General features: G+C 57.8%; 17 protein-coding genes. 8 read left to right on the plus strand and 9 right to left on the minus strand.

Annotated elements, in window-relative coordinates:
• Nucleotides 1-216: 216 nt before the first annotated feature.
• The 4 genes from R0140_RS02980 to R0140_RS02995 all read right to left on the minus strand — a co-directional run bounded on the left by R0140_RS02980 (nt 217) and on the right by R0140_RS02995 (nt 4,498).
• Nucleotides 217-1,206 carry a Gfo/Idh/MocA family protein gene (locus R0140_RS02980; RefSeq protein WP_012967191.1) on the minus strand — a complete coding sequence of 330 codons (990 nt, stop codon included), beginning with the start codon at nt 1,204-1,206 and terminating at the stop codon, nt 217-219.
• A gap of 73 nt (nt 1,207-1,279) precedes the next feature.
• The gene (locus R0140_RS02985; RefSeq protein ID WP_012540501.1) at nt 1,280-1,780 is read right to left on the minus strand and encodes a M48 metallopeptidase family protein; all 501 of its coding nucleotides are present in this window, start codon (nt 1,778-1,780) and stop codon (nt 1,280-1,282) included.
• A gap of 78 nt (nt 1,781-1,858) precedes the next feature.
• Nucleotides 1,859-3,502: a glycoside hydrolase family 43 protein gene (locus R0140_RS02990; protein ID WP_012967192.1), complete on the minus strand. Its 1,644-nt coding sequence runs from the start codon at nt 3,500-3,502 to the stop codon at nt 1,859-1,861.
• A gap of 129 nt (nt 3,503-3,631) precedes the next feature.
• Entirely contained in the window at nt 3,632-4,498 is an 867-nt protein-coding gene (locus R0140_RS02995) for a helix-turn-helix domain-containing protein (protein WP_012540503.1), read from the minus strand.
• A 108-nt stretch (nt 4,499-4,606) separates the two neighbouring features.
• On the opposite strand from R0140_RS02995, the gene R0140_RS03000 reads away from it, so the two are divergent.
• The gene (locus tag R0140_RS03000; RefSeq protein WP_008806572.1) at nt 4,607-5,947 is read left to right on the plus strand and encodes an MFS transporter; all 1,341 of its coding nucleotides are present in this window, start codon (nt 4,607-4,609) and stop codon (nt 5,945-5,947) included.
• 76 nt (nt 5,948-6,023) lie between these two features.
• Nucleotides 6,024-7,154 carry a 23S rRNA (guanine(1835)-N(2))-methyltransferase RlmG gene (rlmG, locus tag R0140_RS03005; protein ID WP_012967193.1) on the plus strand — a complete coding sequence of 377 codons (1,131 nt, stop codon included), beginning with the start codon at nt 6,024-6,026 and terminating at the stop codon, nt 7,152-7,154.
• A 224-nt stretch (nt 7,155-7,378) separates the two neighbouring features.
• On the opposite strand, the gene R0140_RS03010 is transcribed toward rlmG, so the two are convergent.
• The 3 genes from R0140_RS03010 to lsrR all read right to left on the minus strand — a co-directional run bounded on the left by R0140_RS03010 (nt 7,379) and on the right by lsrR (nt 12,189).
• Nucleotides 7,379-9,400, minus strand: coding sequence for an NADPH-dependent 2,4-dienoyl-CoA reductase (locus R0140_RS03010; protein WP_032736453.1), 2,022 nt, complete (start codon nt 9,398-9,400; stop codon nt 7,379-7,381).
• A 181-nt stretch (nt 9,401-9,581) separates the two neighbouring features.
• Entirely contained in the window at nt 9,582-11,180 is a 1,599-nt protein-coding gene (gene lsrK, locus R0140_RS03015; RefSeq protein WP_016161858.1) for an autoinducer-2 kinase, read from the minus strand.
• 37 nt (nt 11,181-11,217) lie between these two features.
• On the minus strand, nt 11,218-12,189 hold the full coding sequence (gene lsrR / locus R0140_RS03020; RefSeq protein WP_012540508.1) for a transcriptional regulator LsrR: 972 nt from the start codon (nt 12,187-12,189) through the stop codon (nt 11,218-11,220).
• Between the two features lie 218 nt (nt 12,190-12,407).
• Between lsrR and lsrA the strand changes: the two genes are divergently transcribed.
• The 6 genes from lsrA to lsrG are packed head-to-tail and all read left to right on the plus strand — an operon-like array spanning nt 12,408 to nt 18,133.
• Nucleotides 12,408-13,895 carry an autoinducer 2 ABC transporter ATP-binding protein LsrA gene (gene lsrA / locus R0140_RS03025; RefSeq protein ID WP_317704050.1) on the plus strand — a complete coding sequence of 496 codons (1,488 nt, stop codon included), beginning with the start codon at nt 12,408-12,410 and terminating at the stop codon, nt 13,893-13,895.
• A complete protein-coding gene (gene lsrC, locus R0140_RS03030) occupies nt 13,892-14,926 on the plus strand; it encodes an autoinducer 2 ABC transporter permease LsrC (protein ID WP_016161856.1) in 1,035 nt (344 codons plus the stop codon). Before lsrA ends, lsrC begins: the two co-directional genes overlap by 4 nt.
• Complete coding sequence (gene lsrD, locus R0140_RS03035) at nt 14,927-15,931, plus strand: autoinducer 2 ABC transporter permease LsrD (RefSeq protein ID WP_008806565.1); 1,005 nt, start codon at nt 14,927-14,929, stop codon at nt 15,929-15,931. It abuts the gene before it with no gap.
• Nucleotides 15,928-16,941 (plus strand): autoinducer 2 ABC transporter substrate-binding protein LsrB, encoded by a 1,014-nt coding sequence (gene lsrB, locus R0140_RS03040; RefSeq protein WP_008806564.1) that lies wholly within the window; start codon nt 15,928-15,930, stop codon nt 16,939-16,941. Before lsrD ends, lsrB begins: the two co-directional genes overlap by 4 nt.
• Before the next feature lie 11 nt (nt 16,942-16,952).
• The gene (gene lsrF / locus R0140_RS03045) at nt 16,953-17,840 is read left to right on the plus strand and encodes a 3-hydroxy-5-phosphonooxypentane-2,4-dione thiolase (protein ID WP_002917724.1); all 888 of its coding nucleotides are present in this window, start codon (nt 16,953-16,955) and stop codon (nt 17,838-17,840) included.
• Nucleotides 17,837-18,133 carry a (4S)-4-hydroxy-5-phosphonooxypentane-2,3-dione isomerase gene (gene lsrG, locus R0140_RS03050; protein WP_002917723.1) on the plus strand — a complete coding sequence of 99 codons (297 nt, stop codon included), beginning with the start codon at nt 17,837-17,839 and terminating at the stop codon, nt 18,131-18,133. The genes lsrF and lsrG overlap by 4 nt, the downstream gene beginning before the upstream one ends.
• A gap of 47 nt (nt 18,134-18,180) precedes the next feature.
• Here the strand turns inward: lsrG and ygjG are convergent, their stop codons facing one another.
• Both ygjG and R0140_RS03060 read right to left on the minus strand, forming a co-directional pair.
• On the minus strand, nt 18,181-19,560 hold the full coding sequence (gene ygjG / locus R0140_RS03055) for a putrescine aminotransferase (RefSeq protein WP_012540512.1): 1,380 nt from the start codon (nt 19,558-19,560) through the stop codon (nt 18,181-18,183).
• A gap of 257 nt (nt 19,561-19,817) precedes the next feature.
• Nucleotides 19,818-20,372 (minus strand): PadR family transcriptional regulator, encoded by a 555-nt coding sequence (locus tag R0140_RS03060; protein ID WP_008806562.1) that lies wholly within the window; start codon nt 20,370-20,372, stop codon nt 19,818-19,820.
• Nucleotides 20,373-20,568: the final 196 nt, after the last annotated feature.

Raw genomic sequence — 20,568 nt, forward strand, 5'->3', positions numbered from 1 at the left:
CGCTTTTATGCATAGACCTCGCCTTCCGGCAAGGTCTCACTTACAACAACCAAAGTACATCGCGATGGGCTTTGGTTATTGCCCGGCGACCGGATGCGGTATTGCACGCATCGTAATGACGATCAACCGGCAAGGAAGTTACTCCCCTTTGCACGTAACAAAATATGTCACAGGGCGGTTTTCGTCAATGGCGGCCGGTCCGGCCTTTACACTCTTTTACGCCAGCGGCTGCGTATCGGCCGGGAAGATCACTCCGGTCTGGCGACGAATTTCGCTCGACAGTTTTGCCGTAATACGGCTCACGGTCAGACCCGGGTGATTGACGTCCTGTGTCTCCACCAGGCGCGCAAAGGTCTCCGCCTCATACAGCATAGTATTAATGTGCTGGGGCTGCGTCAGGTCCTGGGCTTTGCCGCCGCGCGGCACAAACGCCAGCTTCTGGCATTCGGAGATTTTTTCGATCACTAATGTGCCGTCTTCGCCCTGGATTTCACTGGGGATCGCGGAATCGCTAACTTTGGAGTGATGCAGCGTCACGTCGAAGTCGCCATAGCTCAGCACCACGGTGCCCTGGGCGTCTACGCCGCTGTCCAGCAGGCTGGCGGTGGCAAGAACGGCCCGCGGTTCGCCCCATAACGCCACAGCGGACGCCAGGCAATAGAAGCCGATATCCATAATCGAACCGTTAGAGAACGCCGGGTTAAAGGTGTTGGGGTTTTCGCCGTCAAGGTAGCGCTGATAGCGCGAGGAGTACTGACAGTAGTTGATGAAGGCTTTGCGCAGTTTGCCCGCTTTAGGAAGCGTCTCTTTGAGTAGCAGAAAGTTAGGCAGGCTGGCGGTTTTAAAGGCTTCAAACAGCACAACGTTATTTTCTTTCGCCAGCGCTATCGCCGCCTCGACTTCCTGCAGGTTCGATGCCAGCGGCTTTTCGCAAATGACGTGCTTTTTGTGGCTCAGGAACAGCCGGGTCTGCGGGAAGTGCAGCGAGTTCGGGCTGGCAATATAGACCGCGTCAACGTCAGGGCTCTGTGCCAGCTCATCGAGCGAGGTAAACAGATGCTCGACCGGATAGTCATTGGCGAAGGCTTGCGCCTGTTCGAGGCTGCGGGAGTAGATGGCGGTAAGTTTATATTTGCCGGTTTCATGGGCGGCATCGACAAACTGCTTGGTGATCCAGTTTGTGCCAACAACTGCGAAACGTATCATAAACGTTGACGAACTCCATTAAAGGGAACCTGTCGTCACTCTATCATGCCATCATGACAAAACCAGTGCGTCACTACGCAGAACGATTTAACGAAAGGTGCGTCAGCCACAGGCGGGTATCGAATTCCAGTTGATGGTACTGTGGCTCCATATGGCAGCACAGTTGATAAAAGGCTTTGTTGTGATCTTTCTCTTTCAAATGCGCCAGTTCATGGACCACGATCATCCGCAGAAAGGCCTCCGGCGCGTCGCGAAACACCGTCGCCACGCGAATTTCCGCTTTGGCTTTCAGCTTACCGCCCTGAACGCGGGAAATCGCGGTATGCAGGCCGAGCGCATTGTTCAGCACGTGGATTTTACTGTCGTACATCACTTTGTTGATCGGCGCCGCCCCGCGCAGAAAGCGGGCCTTCAGATCCTGGGTGTACTGATACAGCGCTTTATCGCTGTTAACGTCATGCCCCTGCGGATAACGCTTTTGCAGCACCTCGCCGAGGCGGTCTTGCTCGATTAAAGCCGTGACCTGCGACAACAGCGATTCAGGATAGCCATGGAGATAAGGTAATGTGCTCATGTAGCCCGTTTGCGTAATTAAGCGACAACAGCCGGGGATTCTAGCACCCTGTGCGGACAGGATGCCAGAAAGGCATCGTTACTCGATTATCGCGTCTTCATCCGCCCGGTAGCAGAAGAAATCAAACAGCGCCTCTTTGCGATGCAGCATACTATCCACGCAGGCCATGCCGACAAACGCCCCGGTAAACTCACCGTAGCGGCTGTATTCATCGGAGAAATGCGATGTGTCGTAGACCGCTCCGATGGGGTGATAGTGCTCACCGTCGACAGACCATGAACACTGTACCTCTCGGCCATTAATAGCAATCGCGAGATAGATTTCTCCCTCGGCAAGGCGAATTTTCTGTGGATCGTCGTGACGCTCACCGTTATCCATGTAAATAATAGCCAGTTGCGCTGCGCCAGAGGTTTCATCCCAGGTTTTATGTAAAAACAGATAGTTCATGTTGTCGTAATAGAGCACCAGTCCAGCGCTGTGCTGATAAATCTCCGGGTTAAAATCCATCTTCGTACTGATGTTGGCGTATACCGAGGTCAGCTTTTTCGCCAGCAGACTGACTTTATTGAGCGAGCTCAGCGACTCCTGACCGCGTAGAGCAAGATAGCCTGCTTTACGCGTCAGGCAGGTAAAACGCTGGAAATGGATCCTCGGCGCATAAAACGCGTTATCCACCCTTGGCTCATCAAAATCATCAAGGTCCGCTTTTGGTGGAAACGGGTGCGGCGGCAGACGGGATCCTTCTACCTGATGCTGTGCGAGATGACCCCCAGCGGCCAGGCGCAGCCAGCCATCCTCGCTCCATTCCATCCTTTGGATCGCCGTTTCGCGACCCAGCGGGCAGCGTAGCTCCTGGCGAAACGGACGACTGCAAAGGTGGGTTAGCCAGACTTCACCCGTTGGGGTCTCGACATAGCTACCGTGCCCGGCCTTTTGCAGGTAGGTTTCCGGATTGAAATAGTGGGGCTTGAGATGGCCTGTATCTTTGCGTTCGTTAAAATTCTCTGGCCAGGATGTGACGATTGGATTGAGCGGATCGCCTTGATAGGGGCCAGCGACCTCGGTGGCGCGGGCCATGGTGACAGAATGCCCGTAACCGGTGCCGCCTTCGGCGACCATCAGGTAGTAATAGTCGCCGCGTCTCGTCAGATGCGGCGCTTCAATGCAGCCGCGGTCGGTACCGCCGTGCCAGATGCGCTGCGGGTAGCCGATGACGCTGTGCGTCTGCGGCGAATATTCCACCAGGCAGATCGCTCCCGGTTTTTCATAGCCTTCGCGAGTTTCCCACTCCAGTGAGACGATCCATTTTCTGCCATCGTGGTCGTGCAAAATTGAGGCATCGAATCCAGCAGAATGGAGATAAACGGGGGCGCTCCACGGGCCAGTGATCTCCTCGGCGGTAATAAGATAATTATCAACGTCAAAATAACGGGAGTTCATTGAATTCATAACGCCATAAATGACATAAAACAGCTTTTCTTCTTCGCACCAGGTCAGGCTTGGGGCCCAAATACCTTTGGCAGAAGGCAGTTTTTTTAAGTCTGGGTTATTATCATCGGTAAGCACATGGGTGAGCAATTGCCAATGTTTAAGATCCCTTGAATGATAAACCGGTAGTCCGGGAAACCATTCAAATGATGATACCGCCACATAATAATCATCGCCGCGGCGGCATATACAGGGGTCAGGATTAAAACCTCTAAAGACAGGATTCTGAATCATCGTATTTATCCTTAATGCTCAAAATATAGCAATAATTTTAAGTGGAGGATGACTCAGGAGATATATAGACTGTTTCTATTTATATAATAAACGTCCACTTATCTGGTGATGCTGCTCACAAAAAACGATTTATTTCTCCGCCCGACTGCCTACGGCATCGGTGCTTCTGATTTTGTGGCGGAAAGATTGCGGAGTATCGTTCATCATCTCTTTAAACTTGAGGCAGAAGTAGGCGCTGTCAGTGAAGCCGGCACTTTGCGAGATATCGCTGATCTTCAGGTCGGTGTTTGTCAGCAGATTGACAGCGATATTGAGTTTGCGCAGCAGCATGAATTTCTTAAAGCTGATGCCAAAGGCGGATTTAAAGGTGCGGGAAAACCAGGATTTTGACCACTGACAGCGTCGGGCGGCTTCCTCTGTTGTCATTTCAAAATTTTCATTGGCATTAATGACTTGTAGTAGTTCGATAAGTTCGCTCAGGTAGCGATGATGGGTTCGTTCGGTAACAGGAACAGAATCTTTAAGGCGATTAAAAGCATGCAGTAGTACGCTTTGCATCAGGGAACGGAACAGCGAATCGGAGAAGTCGCTGAACTCACTGCACCAGCTCAGCAGCAGCTCAAGGCGCTCAGCCTCCTCGCCGGAAAGATAAACTACCGCGCCGCAGTGGGCCGCAGGTAGCGACAGATCATATCCTTCCAGCCACTCTTTTTCGAATTGCATAAGATAACGCTTGTGGCTGGCAGCGGGCGGTAGCGTCATTTCATGAATGAGTAGGGCAGGGACATATACCAGCGTGTTGTTTTTAATGGTAAATTTTTCGTCGCCAATGGAATAGCTTCCCCCTGATTCTCTGAACCACATCAGTTCGTCCATCATATGGAAATGTGGAACTACATTTATCCCATTGAAATCATTTATGTTATCTGCTCGCAGCGTAAAGAGTTCACCTGCGCCAACGGGGATCTTTTCGAAAACGGGAGATTCGTCACTCATCGGGTACACTCTTCTTATATTTAACAGGATAATTTATACATAACCAGATTGCCCTTAGCAATAACGTATGCATATCAAATCTACCAGTGCTCTTATTGCGGAGGCGCGATGAATACTGCTCGTATTAGTATCAAAGAAAAATTCAGCTATGGCTTAGGCGACACCGGTTGTAATTTAGTATGGCAAACAGTGATGTTGTTCATGGCCTGGTTTTATACTGACGTATTTGGTTTAAGCCCCGCGCATATGGGAACCATGTTTTTAGCCGTCAGAGTATTAGATGCGGTGACCGATGTATTAATGGGGGCGGTGGCTGATAGAACCCGCACTAAATATGGTCAATTCCGGCCCTATATTTTATGGTTTGCCATTCCGTTTGGCGTATTGTGCTGCTTAACGTTTTATACCCCGGATTTGGGTTATAGCGGTAAGTTAATTTATGCCTATGTTTCTTATACTTTATTATCGTTAGTGTATACCGCTATTAACGTCCCGTACTGCGCGATGATTAATAATATTTCCAATGACTCCCGCGAGCGAGTATCGCTGCAGTCGTGGCGGTTTGCGCTAAGTACCTTAGGCGGCCTGATTGTGTCGCTGACTGCGCTACCGTTGGTAGCCTGGCTGGGGAAAGGCAATCTGCAAAACGGGTATTTCTACACCATGATGGTGATGGGCGCCTTGAGCATCGTGCTGTTCTTTATCTGTTTTGGCCTGACTAAAGAGCGCTACTCTACAGACATTACGGCCAATAATCAGAGCAGCATCCTTGATGACCTGAAAACCCTGCTGGCGAACAAAGACTGGCGCATTTTATTTACGCTGAACGTGGTGAACCTGATCGCCGTGCTGTTCAAAGGCGGTACCACGCTCTACTACGTCAATAACATTATGGGGCGCGCGGATCTTGGCAGCTTGTTGCTGACCACCACGCTGGCTTCCGGAGTGGTGGGAGCCATGCTGTCGCCGTTCATATTTAAGAACATCGATAAAGTGAAGGGCTTCAAGCTGTCAATGGCGCTGGAGGCGGTGCTGTTAATCGCGATGTATTTCGTCCCGGCGGGCAACGTCGCCGCCATCTTCACGTTGGTGATAATCATCAATATCATTCAGCTGGCGGCAACACCGCTACAGTGGAGCATGCTCTCAGATATCATTGATGCGGAAGAAAAGCGCAGCGGCAAGAAGCTCAGCGGAATTGTCTTCTCAACCAACCTGTTTGCAATCAAATTAGGGATTGCCATCGGCGGCGCGCTGGTGGGTTATCTGCTGGCGTGGGGGGACTACGTCGGCGGCGCCGCGCAGCAATCGGCTTCAGCGCTGCAGATGATTAAATTGTTGTTCACTCTCTTCCCGGGTGTGCTGGTGGCGCTGTTGATAGTGATAATGAATCGCTACAGTCTGGATGATAAACGTCTGTCGCATATGGCGCAGGAAAGCGGGAGATAATCGACCGATCTCTATTCAACTGGGCGAAGTTTGCGTATAAACTCGCGGGTTTTAGTATTCCGGAGGCGGAGAGGCGATGAGCCAGGCAGAGTTAAACGGTGAGTTATTCACATTAGAGCGGTTCCCACCTAACGCTGAAGAAGAAGCGCTACAGGCATGGGAAGCGGCGGATGAATATCTGCTGCAACAGGTGAATGACGTCGACGGCCTGACGCTCATCTTCAACGACGGCTTCGGCGCGCTCGCCTGCGCGCTGGCGGCGCGCAACCCGGTCAGCATCAACGACTCCTTTATTTCCGAGCTGGCGACCCGCCACAACCTGCGGATGAACGGTATCGATGAAGAGAGCGTGCGCTTTCAGGATAGCCTGAGCCCGCTACCGGCTGCGCCGGCGCTGGTGCTGATTAAGGTGCCAAAACAGCTGGCGCTACTGGAACAGCAGCTGCGCGCCCTGCGCGAAGTGGTCACGCCGGAAACCCGCATTATCGCCGCGGCGAAAGCCCGTGATGTGCACAACTCGACGCTGGCGCTGTTTGAAAAAATCCTCGGCACCACCACCACCTCGCTGGCGTGGAAAAAAGCGCGTCTGATCCACTGCGTTTTCACCGCCCCCAAGCTTGCCGATGCGCCGCAAACCTACAGCTGGAAGCTGGACGGCACGCCGTGGACCATCCATAACCACGCCAACGTTTTTGCCCGCAGCGGACTGGATATCGGCGCGCGTTTCTTCCTGCAGCATTTACCGTCTGATCTAGAAGGCGAGATCGCCGATCTCGGCTGCGGCAATGGGGTGATTGGCCTGCAGGCGCTGGCGCAAAACCCAAACGCCAGCGTGATGTTCACCGATGAGTCGCACATGGCGGTGGCTTCCAGCCGGTTGAACGTCGAGCGCAACCTGCCGGACGATATCGCACGCTGTGAATTTATGGTCAATAACTCGCTCTCCGGCATTGAGCCGGATCGCTTTACGGCGATCCTGTGTAATCCGCCGTTCCATCAGCAGCACGCGATTACCGACCATATTGCCTGGCAGATGTTTAACGATGCCCGCCGCAGCCTGAAATATGGCGGCGAGCTGTACGTCGTCGGCAACCGCCACCTCGATTACTTCCGTAAGCTGAAGCGCGCTTTTGGTAATTGCACGACGATTGCGACGAACAATAAGTTTGTCATTTTGAAAGCAACCAAGGTGCGTAAACAGCGCTGATTCTTGTCGCGGTTTCCCCCGGCTCGCGGCTGTCGCCTTAGCTGGGCTACCGACGATTGCGACGAACAATAAGTTCGTAGTTTTGAAAGAAACGAAGGTGCGTGAGCAGCGCTGATTCCTTTTGTTGTTTCCCCCCGGCTACCGACTGTCGCCTTAGCCGGGCTACCGTCCGGGATTATCGTGGTAGCCCGGGGAAGGCGCATCGCGCCGCCCCCGGGACACGGCTAAATCGCCAGCGCCAGTTTTGTGCCCTGGGCAATCGCCCGGCGCGCATCCAGCTCCGCCGCCACGTCGCAACCGCCGATCAAATGCACCGTTTTCCCCGCCGCGCGCAGCGGATCCGCCAGCTCGCGGCGCGGCTCCTGACCGGCGCAGATCACCACCTGATCGACCGCCAACAGCTGACGCTCGCCGCCGATAGTCACATGTAGCCCTTCATCATCGATCTTTTCATAGCTGACCGCCGGGATCATTTTCACGCCGCGCGCCAGCAGCGTCGCGCGGTGGATCCAGCCGGTGGTTTTGCCGAGCCCTTCGCCCGGTTTGCTGGCTTTGCGCTGTAGCATCACAATCTGTCGCGGGCTTTTACTCAACTGTGGGCCATCAGGACTAAGCCCTCCCGCCGTTTGCAGGCTGGTATCGATACCCCATTCGCGGCAGAACTCGCCGATATCCTGGCTGGTGGCCACGCCCGACTGGCTTAAATACATCGCGGTGTCGAAGCCGATACCGCCGCAGCCGATAATCGCCACCTTCGCGCCAACCGGCGCTTTATCACGCAAGACATCCAGGTAGCTCAGCACCTTGGGATGATCGATCCCGTCGATCGCCGGCAGGCGCGGGGCGATACCGGTGGCGAGGATCGTCTCATCGAACGTCAGCAGATCGTCTGCCGTGACGCGGGTGTTCAGGCGTAGATCGACACCATGAAGATCGAGCATGGTGCGGTAGTAACGCAGCGTCTCGTGAAACTCCTCTTTGCCGGGGATCTGTTTGGCGATATTAAACTGGCCGCCGATCTCCGGGAGCGCATCGAACAACGTGACATGGTGACCGCGGGCGGCGGCGTTAACGGAGAAGGCCAGACCGGCCGGCCCGGCGCCGACCACCGCCAGCCGTTTAGGCGCGTTGGCCGGCAGGACCGGCATCAGGGTTTCATGACAGGCGCGCGGGTTGACCAGACAGGAGGTGACTTTGCCGACGAAGATTCGATCGAGACACGCCTGGTTGCAACCGATACAGGTATTGATCTCCCCGGCGCGATCGCGCTGCGCTTTAGACATAAATTCGGCGTCGGCGAGGAACGGGCGGGCCATCGATACCATATCGGCATCGCCGCGGGAGAGAATATCCTCCGCGACCTGCGGATCGTTGATGCGGTTGGTGGTGATCAACGGGATCGACACCGCGTCTTTCAGCTTGCGGGTGACCCAGCTGAACGCTCCGCGCGGTACCGGCGTGGCGATGGTCGGAATGCGCGCTTCGTGCCAGCCAATCCCGGTGTTGATAATTGTTGCCCCCGCCGCTTCAATCGCTTTAGCCAGTTCGGTGACTTCCGCCAGCGTGCTGCCGTCGTTGACCAGATCGAGCATCGACAGGCGGTAGATGATAATGAAATCGTGGCCGGCGCGCTGGCGCACCGCCTTAACCACTTCAATGGCGAAACGCATGCGCCTGGCATAATCGCCGCCCCATTGGTCGTCGCGCTGGTTGGTGCGCGCGGCGAGAAATTCGTTAATCAGATAGCCCTCAGAACCCATCACTTCGACGCCGTCATAGCCCGCTTCACGCGCCAGTTGGGCGCAGTGGGCAAAATCATCGATCAGCGTCAGGATCTCATCGTGGCTCAGTTCATGGGGCGTAAAACGGTTAATCGGCGCCTGTAGCGCCGAGGGGGCCACCAGCGCGGGCTGGTAGCTGTAACGGCCGGTATGCAGGATCTGCAAGGCGATTTTGCCGCCTTCCTGATGTACCGCGTCGGTAATATGGCGATGGTGCGCCAGATGGCTGGCATCGTTGAGTACCGCGCCGCCGGCCATGGTGACGCCAGAGGGCGCCGGAGCGATGCCGCCGGTGACGATCAGCGCCACGCCGTGGCGGGCGCGCTCGGCGTAAAAGGCCGCCAGCCGCTGCGCGCCGTCCGGCAGCTCTTCCAGCCCGGTGTGCATCGAGCCCATCAACACGCGGTTTTTGAGCGTTGTGAAGCCCAGCTCAAGCGGGGCGAAAAGCGACGGATAGCGGCTCATAGTGGCTTCCAATGTAAAATTATTGTTATGTGGTCGGATGAGTTACTAATTTAGCCGTCGCGAAGAAAAAGGGAAAAGGGGAGTGCGGTGATTGTGATGGGATTCAAAGAACGGAACACGTTGTCCCTCACCCCGACCCTCTCCCAAAGGGAGAGGGAGAAAGGCGGATCGGTACCGGTGGTTAGGGTGACGGGGAAGACGCTACGCGCTGGCGGCGCTCCAGACCCGGTGCCTGCCACATCGACGTTGTCAGCCCGCTATCGACAAGGCCAAGCTGATCGGCGTACACCGTCTGCCATTTGCTCATCATCTCCTGATACAGCTCGCGATGCTGCGGATTTGGGGTGAACTCGCGGTGCCAGCTCACTAACCGTTCTCCTGTACTGGCCATATCGCCATACAGTCCGGCGCCGGTTCCGGCGGCGATAGCACAGCCCAGCGCGGTGGCTTCGCGAACCACCGGAACCCGCACCGGCAGGCCGGTGACGTCGCTGAGGATCTGGCTCCACAGCGCGCCTTTAGAGCCGCCGCCGGCAAACACCAGGCTCTCGAATGTCACCCCGGAGAACTGGGAGATCTGCGCGAGGTTGCAGGCGGAGACAATCGCTGCGTTCTCCTCCAGCGCGCGGAACAGGGTCGCTTTGTTGCACTTCTCCGGATCGATGGAGAGGTTAATAAACGACGGCGCGGCGTGGTACCACTGCTTAAAGTGCATGGCGTCGGAAAAAATAGGCATCACGCCGTGGGAACCGGCGGGGACGCGGCTGGCCATCTCCTCCAGCAGCGAATAGGCATCGACGCCGAGCCGCTCGGCAATCAGTTTTTCTTCAGCGCAGAAGGCGTCGCGAAACCAGCGCATGGTCAGGCCGGTAAAGAAGCTGATCGATTCCGCCTGCGCCATGCCGGGAATGACATGAGGGTTAACACGAATATTCATCTGCGGATCGGTACGCACCTGCGGCAGGTTGACCACCTGCTGCCAGAAAGTGCCGCCGAGTACCGCAGTTTGCCCGGCGCGCACCACCCCAAGGCCCAGGCAGCCGAGCTGGACGTCGCCGCCGCCCATCACCACCGGCGTCCCGGCGCGCAGGCCGCTCTCATGCGCCGCCGCTTCGGTGACGGCGCCCAGCAGGGTACCGGTCTCTTTGACCGGCGACAGCATATCGGCGCGCAGCCCGGCCATATCCAGCAGCGCCGGACGCCAGTCGCGGCTGAACAGGTCGAGCATGCCGGTGGTGCCGGCGTTTGACGGGTCGACCGCCAGCTCGCCGGATAGCTTCGCCGCCAGCCAGTCGCTGATCATGGTGATGGTTGCCGCTTTGCGGTAGATATCGGGGCGGTGGTGCGCCAGCCACAGCAGGCGCGGCATGGCGCTAAGCGCCAGGGTTTGTCCCGAGACCTCGTATACCTCGGATTCAAAACGATAGTCGTGGATCTCCTTAAGCTCCGCCACTTCGCGGCTGGCGCGGGCATCGACGTTGGCGCAGGCCCAGATGGCCTCGCCGTCGCGGTCATAGAGAACGATCCCTTCGCGCATCGAACAGCAGGCGACGGATTGAATATCGGCGGCAGAGAGCCCGGCGGCGTTGAGCGCCTGGCGAATACACTGGCAGGCCAGCTGCCAGTTGGTGGTAAGGTCGAACTCCATCGAGCCGGGGACGTTATCGACGCTCAGGTGTTTCCATTCGGCCTGGCCTACCGCCAGCTGGCGGCCATTAAGATCGAAAATGACCGCCCGAATGCTGCCGGTCCCGGCATCTAACGCTAACAGGTAACTCATGACATGCGCCTCGCTGTTGTCGCGCGGCGCCTGGCCGTCAGGAGGCCAGCGCGAGTACCGCGCGTGCTGTTGTCTCTTCCGTTACCAGGCCATTAATGCGCTTTCCAGTCAGAGCGGCATAAATCGCCTGCGCTTTTTCTTCTCCCCCGGCGACGCCGACGATGGTTGGCAGCTGCGCCAGCTCATCCAGGGTTACGCCGAGCAGTTCCCGATGGATCTCCAGTCCTTCTACCGGCCGGCCGTCGGCCTGCAGGAAATAACCTAAAATGTCGCCGACCGCGCCTTTGCGCGCGTACATCAGCTGTTCGCCCTCGCTGATATAGCCGGAGCGTAAAATCGTGGCGTCGCGCCGCTGATCGATGGCGCCAATGCCGACCACCGCCGCGTCCGCCGCCGTTGCCGCGAGGATCACGTCGCGCACGCTCGACTCACGGCGCAGGATCTCGGCGACCTCCGCTGAAGAGACCCGCAGCGGCGCCGGAATAATGCTGACGCTGCAGGCGGCATCAAGCTGGCCGATGCCGGTCATATAGGGGCCGACGCCGCCGGAGAGGGTCACCAGCCGCACCTGCTGCGAGCCGATAAAGCCGCTGAGATGCTGCAGGCAGCTCATGGTGGCCTCACCGAAGCCGACCGCCAGCAGCTGTCCCGGCTGCAGAATGCCCATCAGCGATTGCGCCGCGCCGATCCCCAACCGGGTATTCATCGGCGGGGTGTTGAGCGCCGGCAGCACGCGGGCAATCTTGAGGCCAAAGCGCTGCTGGAGTTCACTTTCCAGCGCCAGACAGCCCTCATAGCGCGAGTTGATCTGCACGCGGATCACCCCGGACTGGCGGCCTTTCTCCAGCAGACGGGAAATCTTCAGCCGCGGCAGCCCCAAACGCTCGCCGATGTCATTTTGCGTCAGGCCGTCGTGGTAGTAGCACCACGCCACCCGCGCCACCAGCTCTTCCTCGGCTAACGCCAGCCCGGCGTAGCGGTTCTCTTCCGTAATGCGTTTTTCGCTCATAAATTGAACTCTTATAAAAATTTAGATCATATGTTCGCTATTGCGCGGTCGGAAAGTGTGAGCCGACTGGCAAAACGGATCTTTCATCGCTGGCCCATTTTTTCCTGAGGATCTAAAGCGCCAAACTGTGATCTTCGCACGGTTGTAAATATAGTTCACCGTCTACGCTTTTGAACATTATTAAATTTAAAAATCATTTGTTCAATCGAGGCGCGATGATGAAGCCACTGCTTGAAGCTCGCCAGATTTGCAAACAGTTCTCCGGCGTTGCGGTGCTCAAGGGCATTGATTTCACGCTAGGCGCGGGCCAGGTGCATGCGCTGATGGGCGGCAACGGCGCGGGTAAATCGACGTTGATGAAGATCATCGCCGGCGTTGAAACGCCGGATAGCGGTGAACTGACGATCGGCGACCGCGCGTTTGCGCGCCTCAGCCCGGCGCTGGCGCACCAACTGGGCATCTATCTGGTGCCACAGGAGCCGATGCTGTTTCCCAACCTCAGCGTGCGCGAGAACATTCTCTTTCGTTTGCCGAAGCGGGCGGATACCGCCCCGCGGTTGCAGGACAAACTGCGGCAGCTGAACTGCCAAATCAACCTCGATGCCAGCGCCAGCACGCTCGAGGTGGCCGATCAACAGATGGTCGAGATCCTGCGCGGGCTGATGCGCGAGGCCAAGATCCTGATCCTGGATGAGCCCACCGCCTCTTTAACGCCGGGTGAAACCGAGAGGCTCTTTAGCCAGATCCGCGCGTTACAGGCGCTGGACGTTGGGATCGTCTTTATCTCACACAAATTGCCCGAAATCCGCCAGCTTGCCAGCCATATTTCGGTGATGCGCGATGGCGCGGTGGTGCTGAGCGGCGAGACCGCGGCATACCGCGACGAGCAACTGATTAACGCGATGACGCCGGCCAGCCGTGACCATGCGCTGAGCGACACGCAAAAGCTGTGGCTGTCGCTACCGGGCAACCGCCGTACGCAACCGCAGGACTTTCCCGTGCTGCGGGTGGAAGATCTTACCGGAGAAGGTTTTATCGATCTCAATCTGGAGATCCGCGCCGGAGAGATTGTCAGTCTGGCGGGACTGGTGGGATCCGGGCGCACCGAATTTGCCGAAACCTTATACGGCCTGCGTCCACCGCGCGCCGGGCGGATCTGGCTGGAGAACCGCGAGATTAGCCGCGACAGCACCCGCGCCAGGCTGGCCAGCGGGCTGGTCTATCTGCCGGAAGACCGCCAGGTCTCGGGGCTGTTTCTCGATGCGCCGGTGCGCTGGAACACGGTGATGTTCAATCAGCCGTCGTGGTGGCAGCAGGGGAAACGGGAGGCGGCGGTGGTTGAACGCTATCACCGGGCGCTGGGGATCAAGCTGGCCGATGGCGATCAGCCCGTGCGCACTCTCTCTGGCGGCAACCAGCAGAAGGTGCTGCTGGCGCGCTGTCTGGAAGCTAATCCGTTGCTGCTGATTGTCGATGAGCCGACGCGCGGCGTGGATGTCTCCGCCCGCGCCGATATCTATCAACTGCTAAAAAGCGTTGCCGCGCAAAACGTGGCGGTGCTGATGATCTCCAGCGATCTGGATGAGTTCGTTAGCCTGGCCGACCGGGTGCTGGTGATGCATCAGGGCCGCTACAGCGGTGAGCTGGCGCGACAGGCGGTGACCGTCGATCGCATGATGACCCTGGCCTTCGGAGGGCAGGCATGAAAACGTTACTGAAGAATCGCGAACTGAGCGCCTTCTTTGCCATCGTGGCGCTCTTTGCCGTGCTGGTGGCGCTCAATCCAGCCTATTTCAGCCTGCAGACCCTGGCGATGATTTTCGCCAGCTCGCAGATCCTTTGCCTGCTGGCATTGGGCGCGACGCTGGTGATGCTGACCCGCAATATTGACGTGTCGGTAGGCTCCACCGTTGGGCTGTGCGCCATCGCCGTCGGCGTGGCGCTGAACAACGGTTACGGGCTGGCGACGGCTATCGCCTTCGCGCTGGCGATTGGCGCGCTGGCCGGGGCGTTTAACGGCCTGCTGGTAGTGGGACTGCGCATTCCGGCGATCGTCGCCACCCTCGGCACGCTGGGGTTGTATCGCGGGGTGATGCTGCTGTGGACCGGCGGGAAATGGATCGAGGGCTTGCCCGACAGCCTGAAGTCGCTCTCGGAGCCGGCGTTTATCGGCGTGTCGCCGCTGGGCTGGCTGGTGCTGGCGCTGCTGCTGGCGGGCGGCTGGCTGCTGTCGCGCACCGCCTTTGGTCGTGATTTTTACGCCGTCGGCGATAACCTCGCCGCCGCGCGCCAGTTGGGCGTGGCGGTCAATCGCACGCGGATGCTGGCCTTTACCCTCAACGGCATGCTGGCAGCCTGCGCCGGGATTGTCTTCGCCGCGCAGATTGGTTTTGTGCCTAATCAGACCGGCAGCGGGCTGGAGATGAAAGCCATCGCCGCCTGCGTACTGGGCGGGATCTCGCTGCTCGGCGGTACCGGCACGCTGCTCGGCGCGTTTCTCGGCGCCTTTTTCCTCACCCAAATCGACACCGTGCTGGTGCTGTTCCGCCTTCCCGCCTGGTGGAATGACTTTATCGCCGGCCTGGTGCTGCTCGGCGTGCTGGTGCTCGATGGCCGCCTGCGCCAGGCGCTGGCCCGCCATCAGCGGGCGCTAAAATACAGCCGTTTCCAGCCCGGTAATAAAGGGGGCAAACAGGTTGCCCGCTTTCCCGAACGCAAAAGCAAAGAGGTGGCTTAAATGAAGCTGAAGCTTAACTGGGAAAGCGCGCTGCTGGCGTTGCTGATCGCGGAAATCCTGCTGTTCGGCGCCTTGAATCCGCGCATGCTGGATCTCAATATGCTGCTCTTTAGCACCAGCGACTTTATCTGCATCGGTATTGTCGCGCTGCCGCTGACGCTGGTGATCATCAGCGGCGGGATCGATATTTCGCTGGGCTCGACCATCGGCCTGTGCGCCATCGCCCTCGGAGTGATGACCCAGGCGGGCTGGCCGCTGTGGCTCGCGGTATCGCTGACGTTGCTGTTAGGGCTGCTGTGCGGGTTATTTAACGCCGCGCTGATCCACTACACCGGCATCAGCCCGCTGGTGATCACGCTTGGTACGCTGTATCTGTACGGCGGCGGCGCGCTGTTGCTTTCCGGGATGGCCGGCGCGACCGGTTACGAGGGGATTGGCGGTTTTCCCGATAGCTTCACCGCCTTCGCCAATTTAACCCTCGCCGGACTGCCGCTGCCGCTGGTGCTGTTCGCGATTATCACCTTTCTCTTCTGGCTGCTGGCCCATCGCGGGCGCTTTGGCCGCCACCTCTTTTTACTCGGGCAAAACCCGCGCGCCGCGCGCTATGCCGCGCTGTCGGTGAACGGCATCCCGTACGTGCTGTATGGCCTGGTGGGCGTCGCCTCGGCGGTCGCGGCGCTGGTGATGGTCTCCTATTTCGGCTCGGCGCGTTCGGATTTAGGCCGCGACCTGCTGATGCCGGCGCTGACCGCGGCGGTGCTCGGCGGGGCCAATATTTACGGCGGCTCGGGATCGATACTGGGTACCGCGCTGGCGGCATTGCTGGTGGGGTATCTGCAACAGGGTTTACAGATGGTCGGCATCCCCAACCAGGTGTCGAGCGCGCTGTCAGGGGCGCTGTTGGTTGTGGTGGTGATGGGGCGTTCGCTGAGCCTGCACCGTGAATGGGTGCGCGCGACCTGGCGGCGTCTTTTCTCGCATAGAACAATCGGAGCACAACAATGAAAACAAAACGTATCCTGCAGGTCAGCGCGCTGGCGCTGGCGATGAGCGTGGTTACCGCGCAAGCGGCGGACCGCATCGCCTTTATTCCTAAGCTGGTCGGCGTCGGCTTCTTTACCAGCGGCGGCAACGGCGCGAAAGAGGCGGGGAAAGCGCTGGGCGTTGATGTCACCTATGACGGCCCCACCGAGCCCAGCGTCTCCGGCCAGGTGCAGCTTATCAACAACTTCGTCAACCAGGGCTACAACGCGATTATCGTCTCCGCCGTTTCGCCGGACGGCCTGTGCCCGGCGCTGAAGCGGGCGATGCAGCGCGGGGTGAAAGTCCTGACCTGGGATTCCGATACCAAACCGGAGTGCCGCAGCATCTATATCAACCAGGGCACGCCGCAGCAGCTCGGCGGCCTGCTGGTGGAGATGGCGGAAAAGCAGGTCAGCAAACCTGCCGCCAAAGTCGCGTTTTTCTACTCCAGCCCGACGGTGACCGACCAGAACCAGTGGGTGAAGGAAGCCAAAGCCAAAATCGAAAAAGAGCATCCGCAGTGGCAAATCGTCACCACCCAGTTTGGCTATAACGATGCCACCAAATCGCTGCAAACCGCCGAGGGGATCTTAAAAGCGTATCCGGATCTCGACGCCATTATCGCGCCGGATGCCAATGCGTTGCCGGCGGCGGCGCAGGCGGCGGAGAACCTCAAGCGTCAGGGCGTGGCGATCGTCGGCTTTAGTACGCCGAACGTGATGCGCCCGTACGTTGAGCGCGGCACGGTGAAAGCGTTCGGCCTGTGGGATGTGGTTCAGCAGGGCAAAATTGCGGTTAACGTCGCCGATCGATTGTTGAAAAAGGGCGATCTTAACGTCGGCGACAGCGTTGAGGTGAAAGATATCGGCTCGCTGAAGGTCGAACCGAATAGCGTGCAGGGCTACCAGTATGAGGCGAAGGGCAACGGTATCGTGCTGCTGCCGGAGCGCGTGGTGTTCAGCAAAGAGAACATCAACAACTACGACTTCTGACGGAGGAAAAGATGGCTGATTTAGACGATATCAAAGAGGGTAAGGACTTCGGCATCGACCGCCCGCAGCAGAATACGCTGTATACCCTGAAAGGCTGTGGTTCACTGGATTGGGGCATGCAGTCGCGGCTGGCGCGCATCTTTAATCCGCACAGCAACCGCACGGTGATGCTGGCCTTCGATCATGGTTACTTCCAGGGGCCAACCACCGGGCTGGAGCGTATCGACCTGTCGATTGCGCCGCTGTTTGCCGACACCGACGTGCTGATGTGCACCCGCGGCGTACTGCGCAGCCAGGTACCGGCGGCCACCAATAAGCCGGTGGTGCTCCGCGCCTCCGGCGGCAATTCGATTTTGAGCGAACTCTCCAACGAATGCGTGGCGGTGGCGATGGAAGACGCGCTGCGTCTCAACGTATGCGCGGTTGCGGCGCAGGTTTATATCGGCAGCGAATACGAACATCAGTCGATCAATAACATCATCAAACTGGTGGATGCCGGCAATCGCTACGGTATGCCGGTCCTGGCGGTTACCGGCGTCGGCAAAGAGATGACCCGCGATGCGCGCTACTTTTCGCTGGCCAGCCGGATTGCCGCCGAAATGGGGGCGCAGTTTGTGAAGACCTATTTCGTTGAGGAAGGCTTTGAAAAAGTGACCGCCAGCTGTCCGGTGCCGATCGTGATTGCCGGCGGTAAAAAACTGCCGGAGCATGAGGCGCTGGAGATGTGCTGGCGGGCGATCGATCAGGGAGCGTCCGGGGTGGATATGGGGCGCAATATTTTCCAGTCCAGCGCCCCGCGCGCGATGCTGAAGGCGGTGAAAAAGGTGGTGCATGAGAATCTGAACGCGCGCGAAGCGTATCAGTTCTGGCAGGAAGAGAAACAGGGAGAGCTGAAATGAACGTGACGCTGGTGGAGATCAATATTAAACCCGAGCGGGTGGATGAGTTTCTCGAGGTGTTTCGCGCCAACCACGAAGGCGCGCTGCAGGAGCCGGGCAACCTGCGCTTTGATGTCCTGCAGGATCCTGAGGTGAAAACCCGCTTTTTTATCTACGAAGCCTATAAAGACGATGAGGCGGTGCTGGCGCATAAGAAGACGCCGCACTATTTAGCCTGCGTCGAAAAGCTGGAGGAGATGATGTCGCAGCCGCGGCAGAAGCGCAGCTTTATCGGCCTGTTACCGCAGGTGTGAGGATTTTCCTTCCCCCTCTCCCTGTGGGAGAGGGGGAAGGGCACTTATTACGCTTCTTCAACCGAGACGCGCAGGGCCGCCAGCGCCTTACGCGCCGCTTTCAGCACCTGCTCACACTGCTCCAGGGTGAGGGTCAGCGGCGGTTCAACGCGGATCGTCTTGGCGTTGTTTAACGTCCCGGCGACCAGCACCCGCTGTCTGAACATCTCGCTGGCAAAGTCGTAGCCAATCTCGTTATCGACAAATTCGATGGCCATCAGCATGCCTTTCCCGCGTACTTCATTCACCAGGTCCGGATACTCCTGCGCCAGCAGGCGGAACCCGTCCAGCAGCATATCGCCTTTCTGCGCCGCCTGCGCCGGCAGGTTTTGCGTCAACAGCACGTTGATCGTCGCCAGCGCCGCCGCACAGGCTAACGGGTTGCCGCCGAAGGTGGTGGTGTGCAGGAACGGGTTGTCGAACAGCACCGAGAAGACCTCTTCCGTCGCCACCGTCGCGCCGATCGGCATCACACCGCCGCCGAGCGCTTTCGCCAGACACAGAATATCGGGCTGAACGTTCTCATGCTCGCAGGCGAACATCTTGCCGGTGCGGCCCATGCCGGTCTGCACTTCGTCGAGGATCAGCAGGGCGCCAAACTCATCGCACAGCTTACGCACCGCCGGCAAATACCCCTGCGGCGGGAGGATCACGCCCCCTTCGCCCTGAATCGGCTCGAGGATCACCGCCGCGACGTCGTCGCCGGTTTTCTTGCACTCGCTCAGCATGGTGCGCATGGCGTTGATATCGCCGAACGGCACGTGGCGGAAGCCCGGCAGCAGCGGCATAAAGGGTTTGCGGAAGGTCGACTTGGCGGTGGCCGACAGCGCACCCAGCGATTTACCGTGGAAGGCGCCGCTGGTGGCGATGAAGGTAAATTTACCGCGCGGCGACTGATAGGCTTTCGCCAGCTTGATAGCCGCCTCTACCGATTCGGTACCGCTGTTGCAGAAGAAACTGTACTTTAGTTTGCCGGGCGTTAAGGCTGCCAGGGTTTTCGCCAGCATCGCGCGTAGCGGATCCAGCAGTTCCTGACTGTGAAGCGGTTGTTTCGCGAGTTGATTCTCGACGGCGGATACCACAACTGGATTACGGTGCCCTACATTGAAGATGCCAAACCCACCAAGGCAGTCGATAAATTCCTGTCCCTGGGTGTCGACAAGCGTATTTAACCCTCCCGCTTGCCACTCTACGGCTCCGTAATCCCCGCCGGCTGTGACCGATTTTCGATACTCTAAAAACCCCGGATTCACATGCTCTTTAAAGTATTCCCTGACCTCCTGGTTAAGTGCTTTCATTTCCTCATGATCAAGCGTGCGCTTTTCAATGAGATTCAGTGCGTGTGCGCTGCAGGCCAGAGCCGATGCGCTGGAAGGTAACCTGTTCAAAATGTGCTCCTGGGGCGGACGTATCACACGATACTGGATTAAGTATTGCAGGGATTACGCCAGTTCGGCAGAAGCGGTGAAAATCGGGATAAATGCAAAGCAAAAGACGAAATGTGTAAAATTTAATCTCATTGCGCCACTATTGGCATGTTTTATTCCTGAGCTGACAAGATTTTCTGCCTGGCAGCAATGGACGGGGCGATCCGCCGTGGTGCGGGCTGCCCCAGCGCGGGGCAGCCGGTGGTGAAAAAAGAGGCTTAGTCGAGCTGAGAGATCTCCATCGCCGCCCGGTCGATAATGCCGATGATCTGCTTGAGCTGGGCGGCACTGCTGGCCTGCTGGTTCACTTTCAGGTCGAGGACCGCTTTGAAGTTTTCCAGCGCGCGCTTCATCTGCGGATCCCGGCGCAGCTCGCAGCCGACCATCCGCGCCTGCAGACGCTCCTGGATATGGGCCAGGTGCTCCTGGTTCTCGGCGTGCAGCTGTTTTCCTTCCTCGCTGATAACGATTTTTTTACGTCCGTTGTCATCTTCCACGCTGATAAGGCCCTGGTCCTGGAGCAGATCCAGCGTCGGGTAGATCACCCCCGGGCTGGGGCTGTAGTTCCCCTGGGTAAGCGTTTCGATCTCTTTGATCAGCTCATAGCCATGGCTGGCGTTGCGGCTGAGGATATCCAGAATGATCAGCCGCAGTTCACCGTGGCCAAAGAAACGCTGGCGGCGTCCGCCGCCGCGGCGGCCATGGTCGCCGTGTTCGCTGGGATCACCGTGGCGCCCGCGTGGCCCACGCCCCTCTTCATGATGATGTCGCATGGTTACCTCCTGTTGTTTTTGATATATCTAATTTATATCTAAAAAATAAATGTTCGCAATGCTGGTTGATATTTATTTTTTAATATATTGATATATATGTAATTATTTTCTGATTGTGGATTTTGATGCGGTTTGTTTTGACTATATCAAAAAAAGACTTGCATTCTTTTTAGTTGGCAATCATTATCATTTGCAT

This window comes from Klebsiella sp. w6, from assembly GCF_033100215.1.
GTDB classification, from domain to species: domain Bacteria; phylum Pseudomonadota; class Gammaproteobacteria; order Enterobacterales; family Enterobacteriaceae; genus Klebsiella; species Klebsiella variicola.

Excerpts from the sequence above, each read along its gene's own strand:
- R0140_RS02980 (WP_012967191.1), bottom strand. The coding sequence starts at position 1,206 with ATGATACGTTTCGCAGTTGTTGGCACAAACTGGATCACCAAGCAGTTT.
- R0140_RS02985 (WP_012540501.1), bottom strand. The coding sequence starts at position 1,780 with ATGAGCACATTACCTTATCTCCATGGCTATCCTGAATCGCTGTTGTCG.
- R0140_RS02990 (WP_012967192.1), bottom strand. The coding sequence starts at position 3,502 with ATGATTCAGAATCCTGTCTTTAGAGGTTTTAATCCTGACCCCTGTATA.
- R0140_RS02995 (WP_012540503.1), bottom strand. The coding sequence starts at position 4,498 with ATGAGTGACGAATCTCCCGTTTTCGAAAAGATCCCCGTTGGCGCAGGT.
- R0140_RS03000 (WP_008806572.1), top strand. The coding sequence starts at position 4,607 with ATGAATACTGCTCGTATTAGTATCAAAGAAAAATTCAGCTATGGCTTA.
- rlmG (WP_012967193.1), top strand. The coding sequence starts at position 6,024 with ATGAGCCAGGCAGAGTTAAACGGTGAGTTATTCACATTAGAGCGGTTC.
- R0140_RS03010 (WP_032736453.1), bottom strand. The coding sequence starts at position 9,400 with ATGAGCCGCTATCCGTCGCTTTTCGCCCCGCTTGAGCTGGGCTTCACA.
- lsrK (WP_016161858.1), bottom strand. The coding sequence starts at position 11,180 with ATGAGTTACCTGTTAGCGTTAGATGCCGGGACCGGCAGCATTCGGGCG.
- lsrR (WP_012540508.1), bottom strand. The coding sequence starts at position 12,189 with ATGAGCGAAAAACGCATTACGGAAGAGAACCGCTACGCCGGGCTGGCG.
- lsrA (WP_317704050.1), top strand. The coding sequence starts at position 12,408 with ATGAAGCCACTGCTTGAAGCTCGCCAGATTTGCAAACAGTTCTCCGGC.
- lsrC (WP_016161856.1), top strand. The coding sequence starts at position 13,892 with ATGAAAACGTTACTGAAGAATCGCGAACTGAGCGCCTTCTTTGCCATC.
- lsrD (WP_008806565.1), top strand. The coding sequence starts at position 14,927 with ATGAAGCTGAAGCTTAACTGGGAAAGCGCGCTGCTGGCGTTGCTGATC.
- lsrB (WP_008806564.1), top strand. The coding sequence starts at position 15,928 with ATGAAAACAAAACGTATCCTGCAGGTCAGCGCGCTGGCGCTGGCGATG.
- lsrF (WP_002917724.1), top strand. The coding sequence starts at position 16,953 with ATGGCTGATTTAGACGATATCAAAGAGGGTAAGGACTTCGGCATCGAC.
- lsrG (WP_002917723.1), top strand. The coding sequence starts at position 17,837 with ATGAACGTGACGCTGGTGGAGATCAATATTAAACCCGAGCGGGTGGAT.
- R0140_RS03060 (WP_008806562.1), bottom strand. The coding sequence starts at position 20,372 with ATGCGACATCATCATGAAGAGGGGCGTGGGCCACGCGGGCGCCACGGT.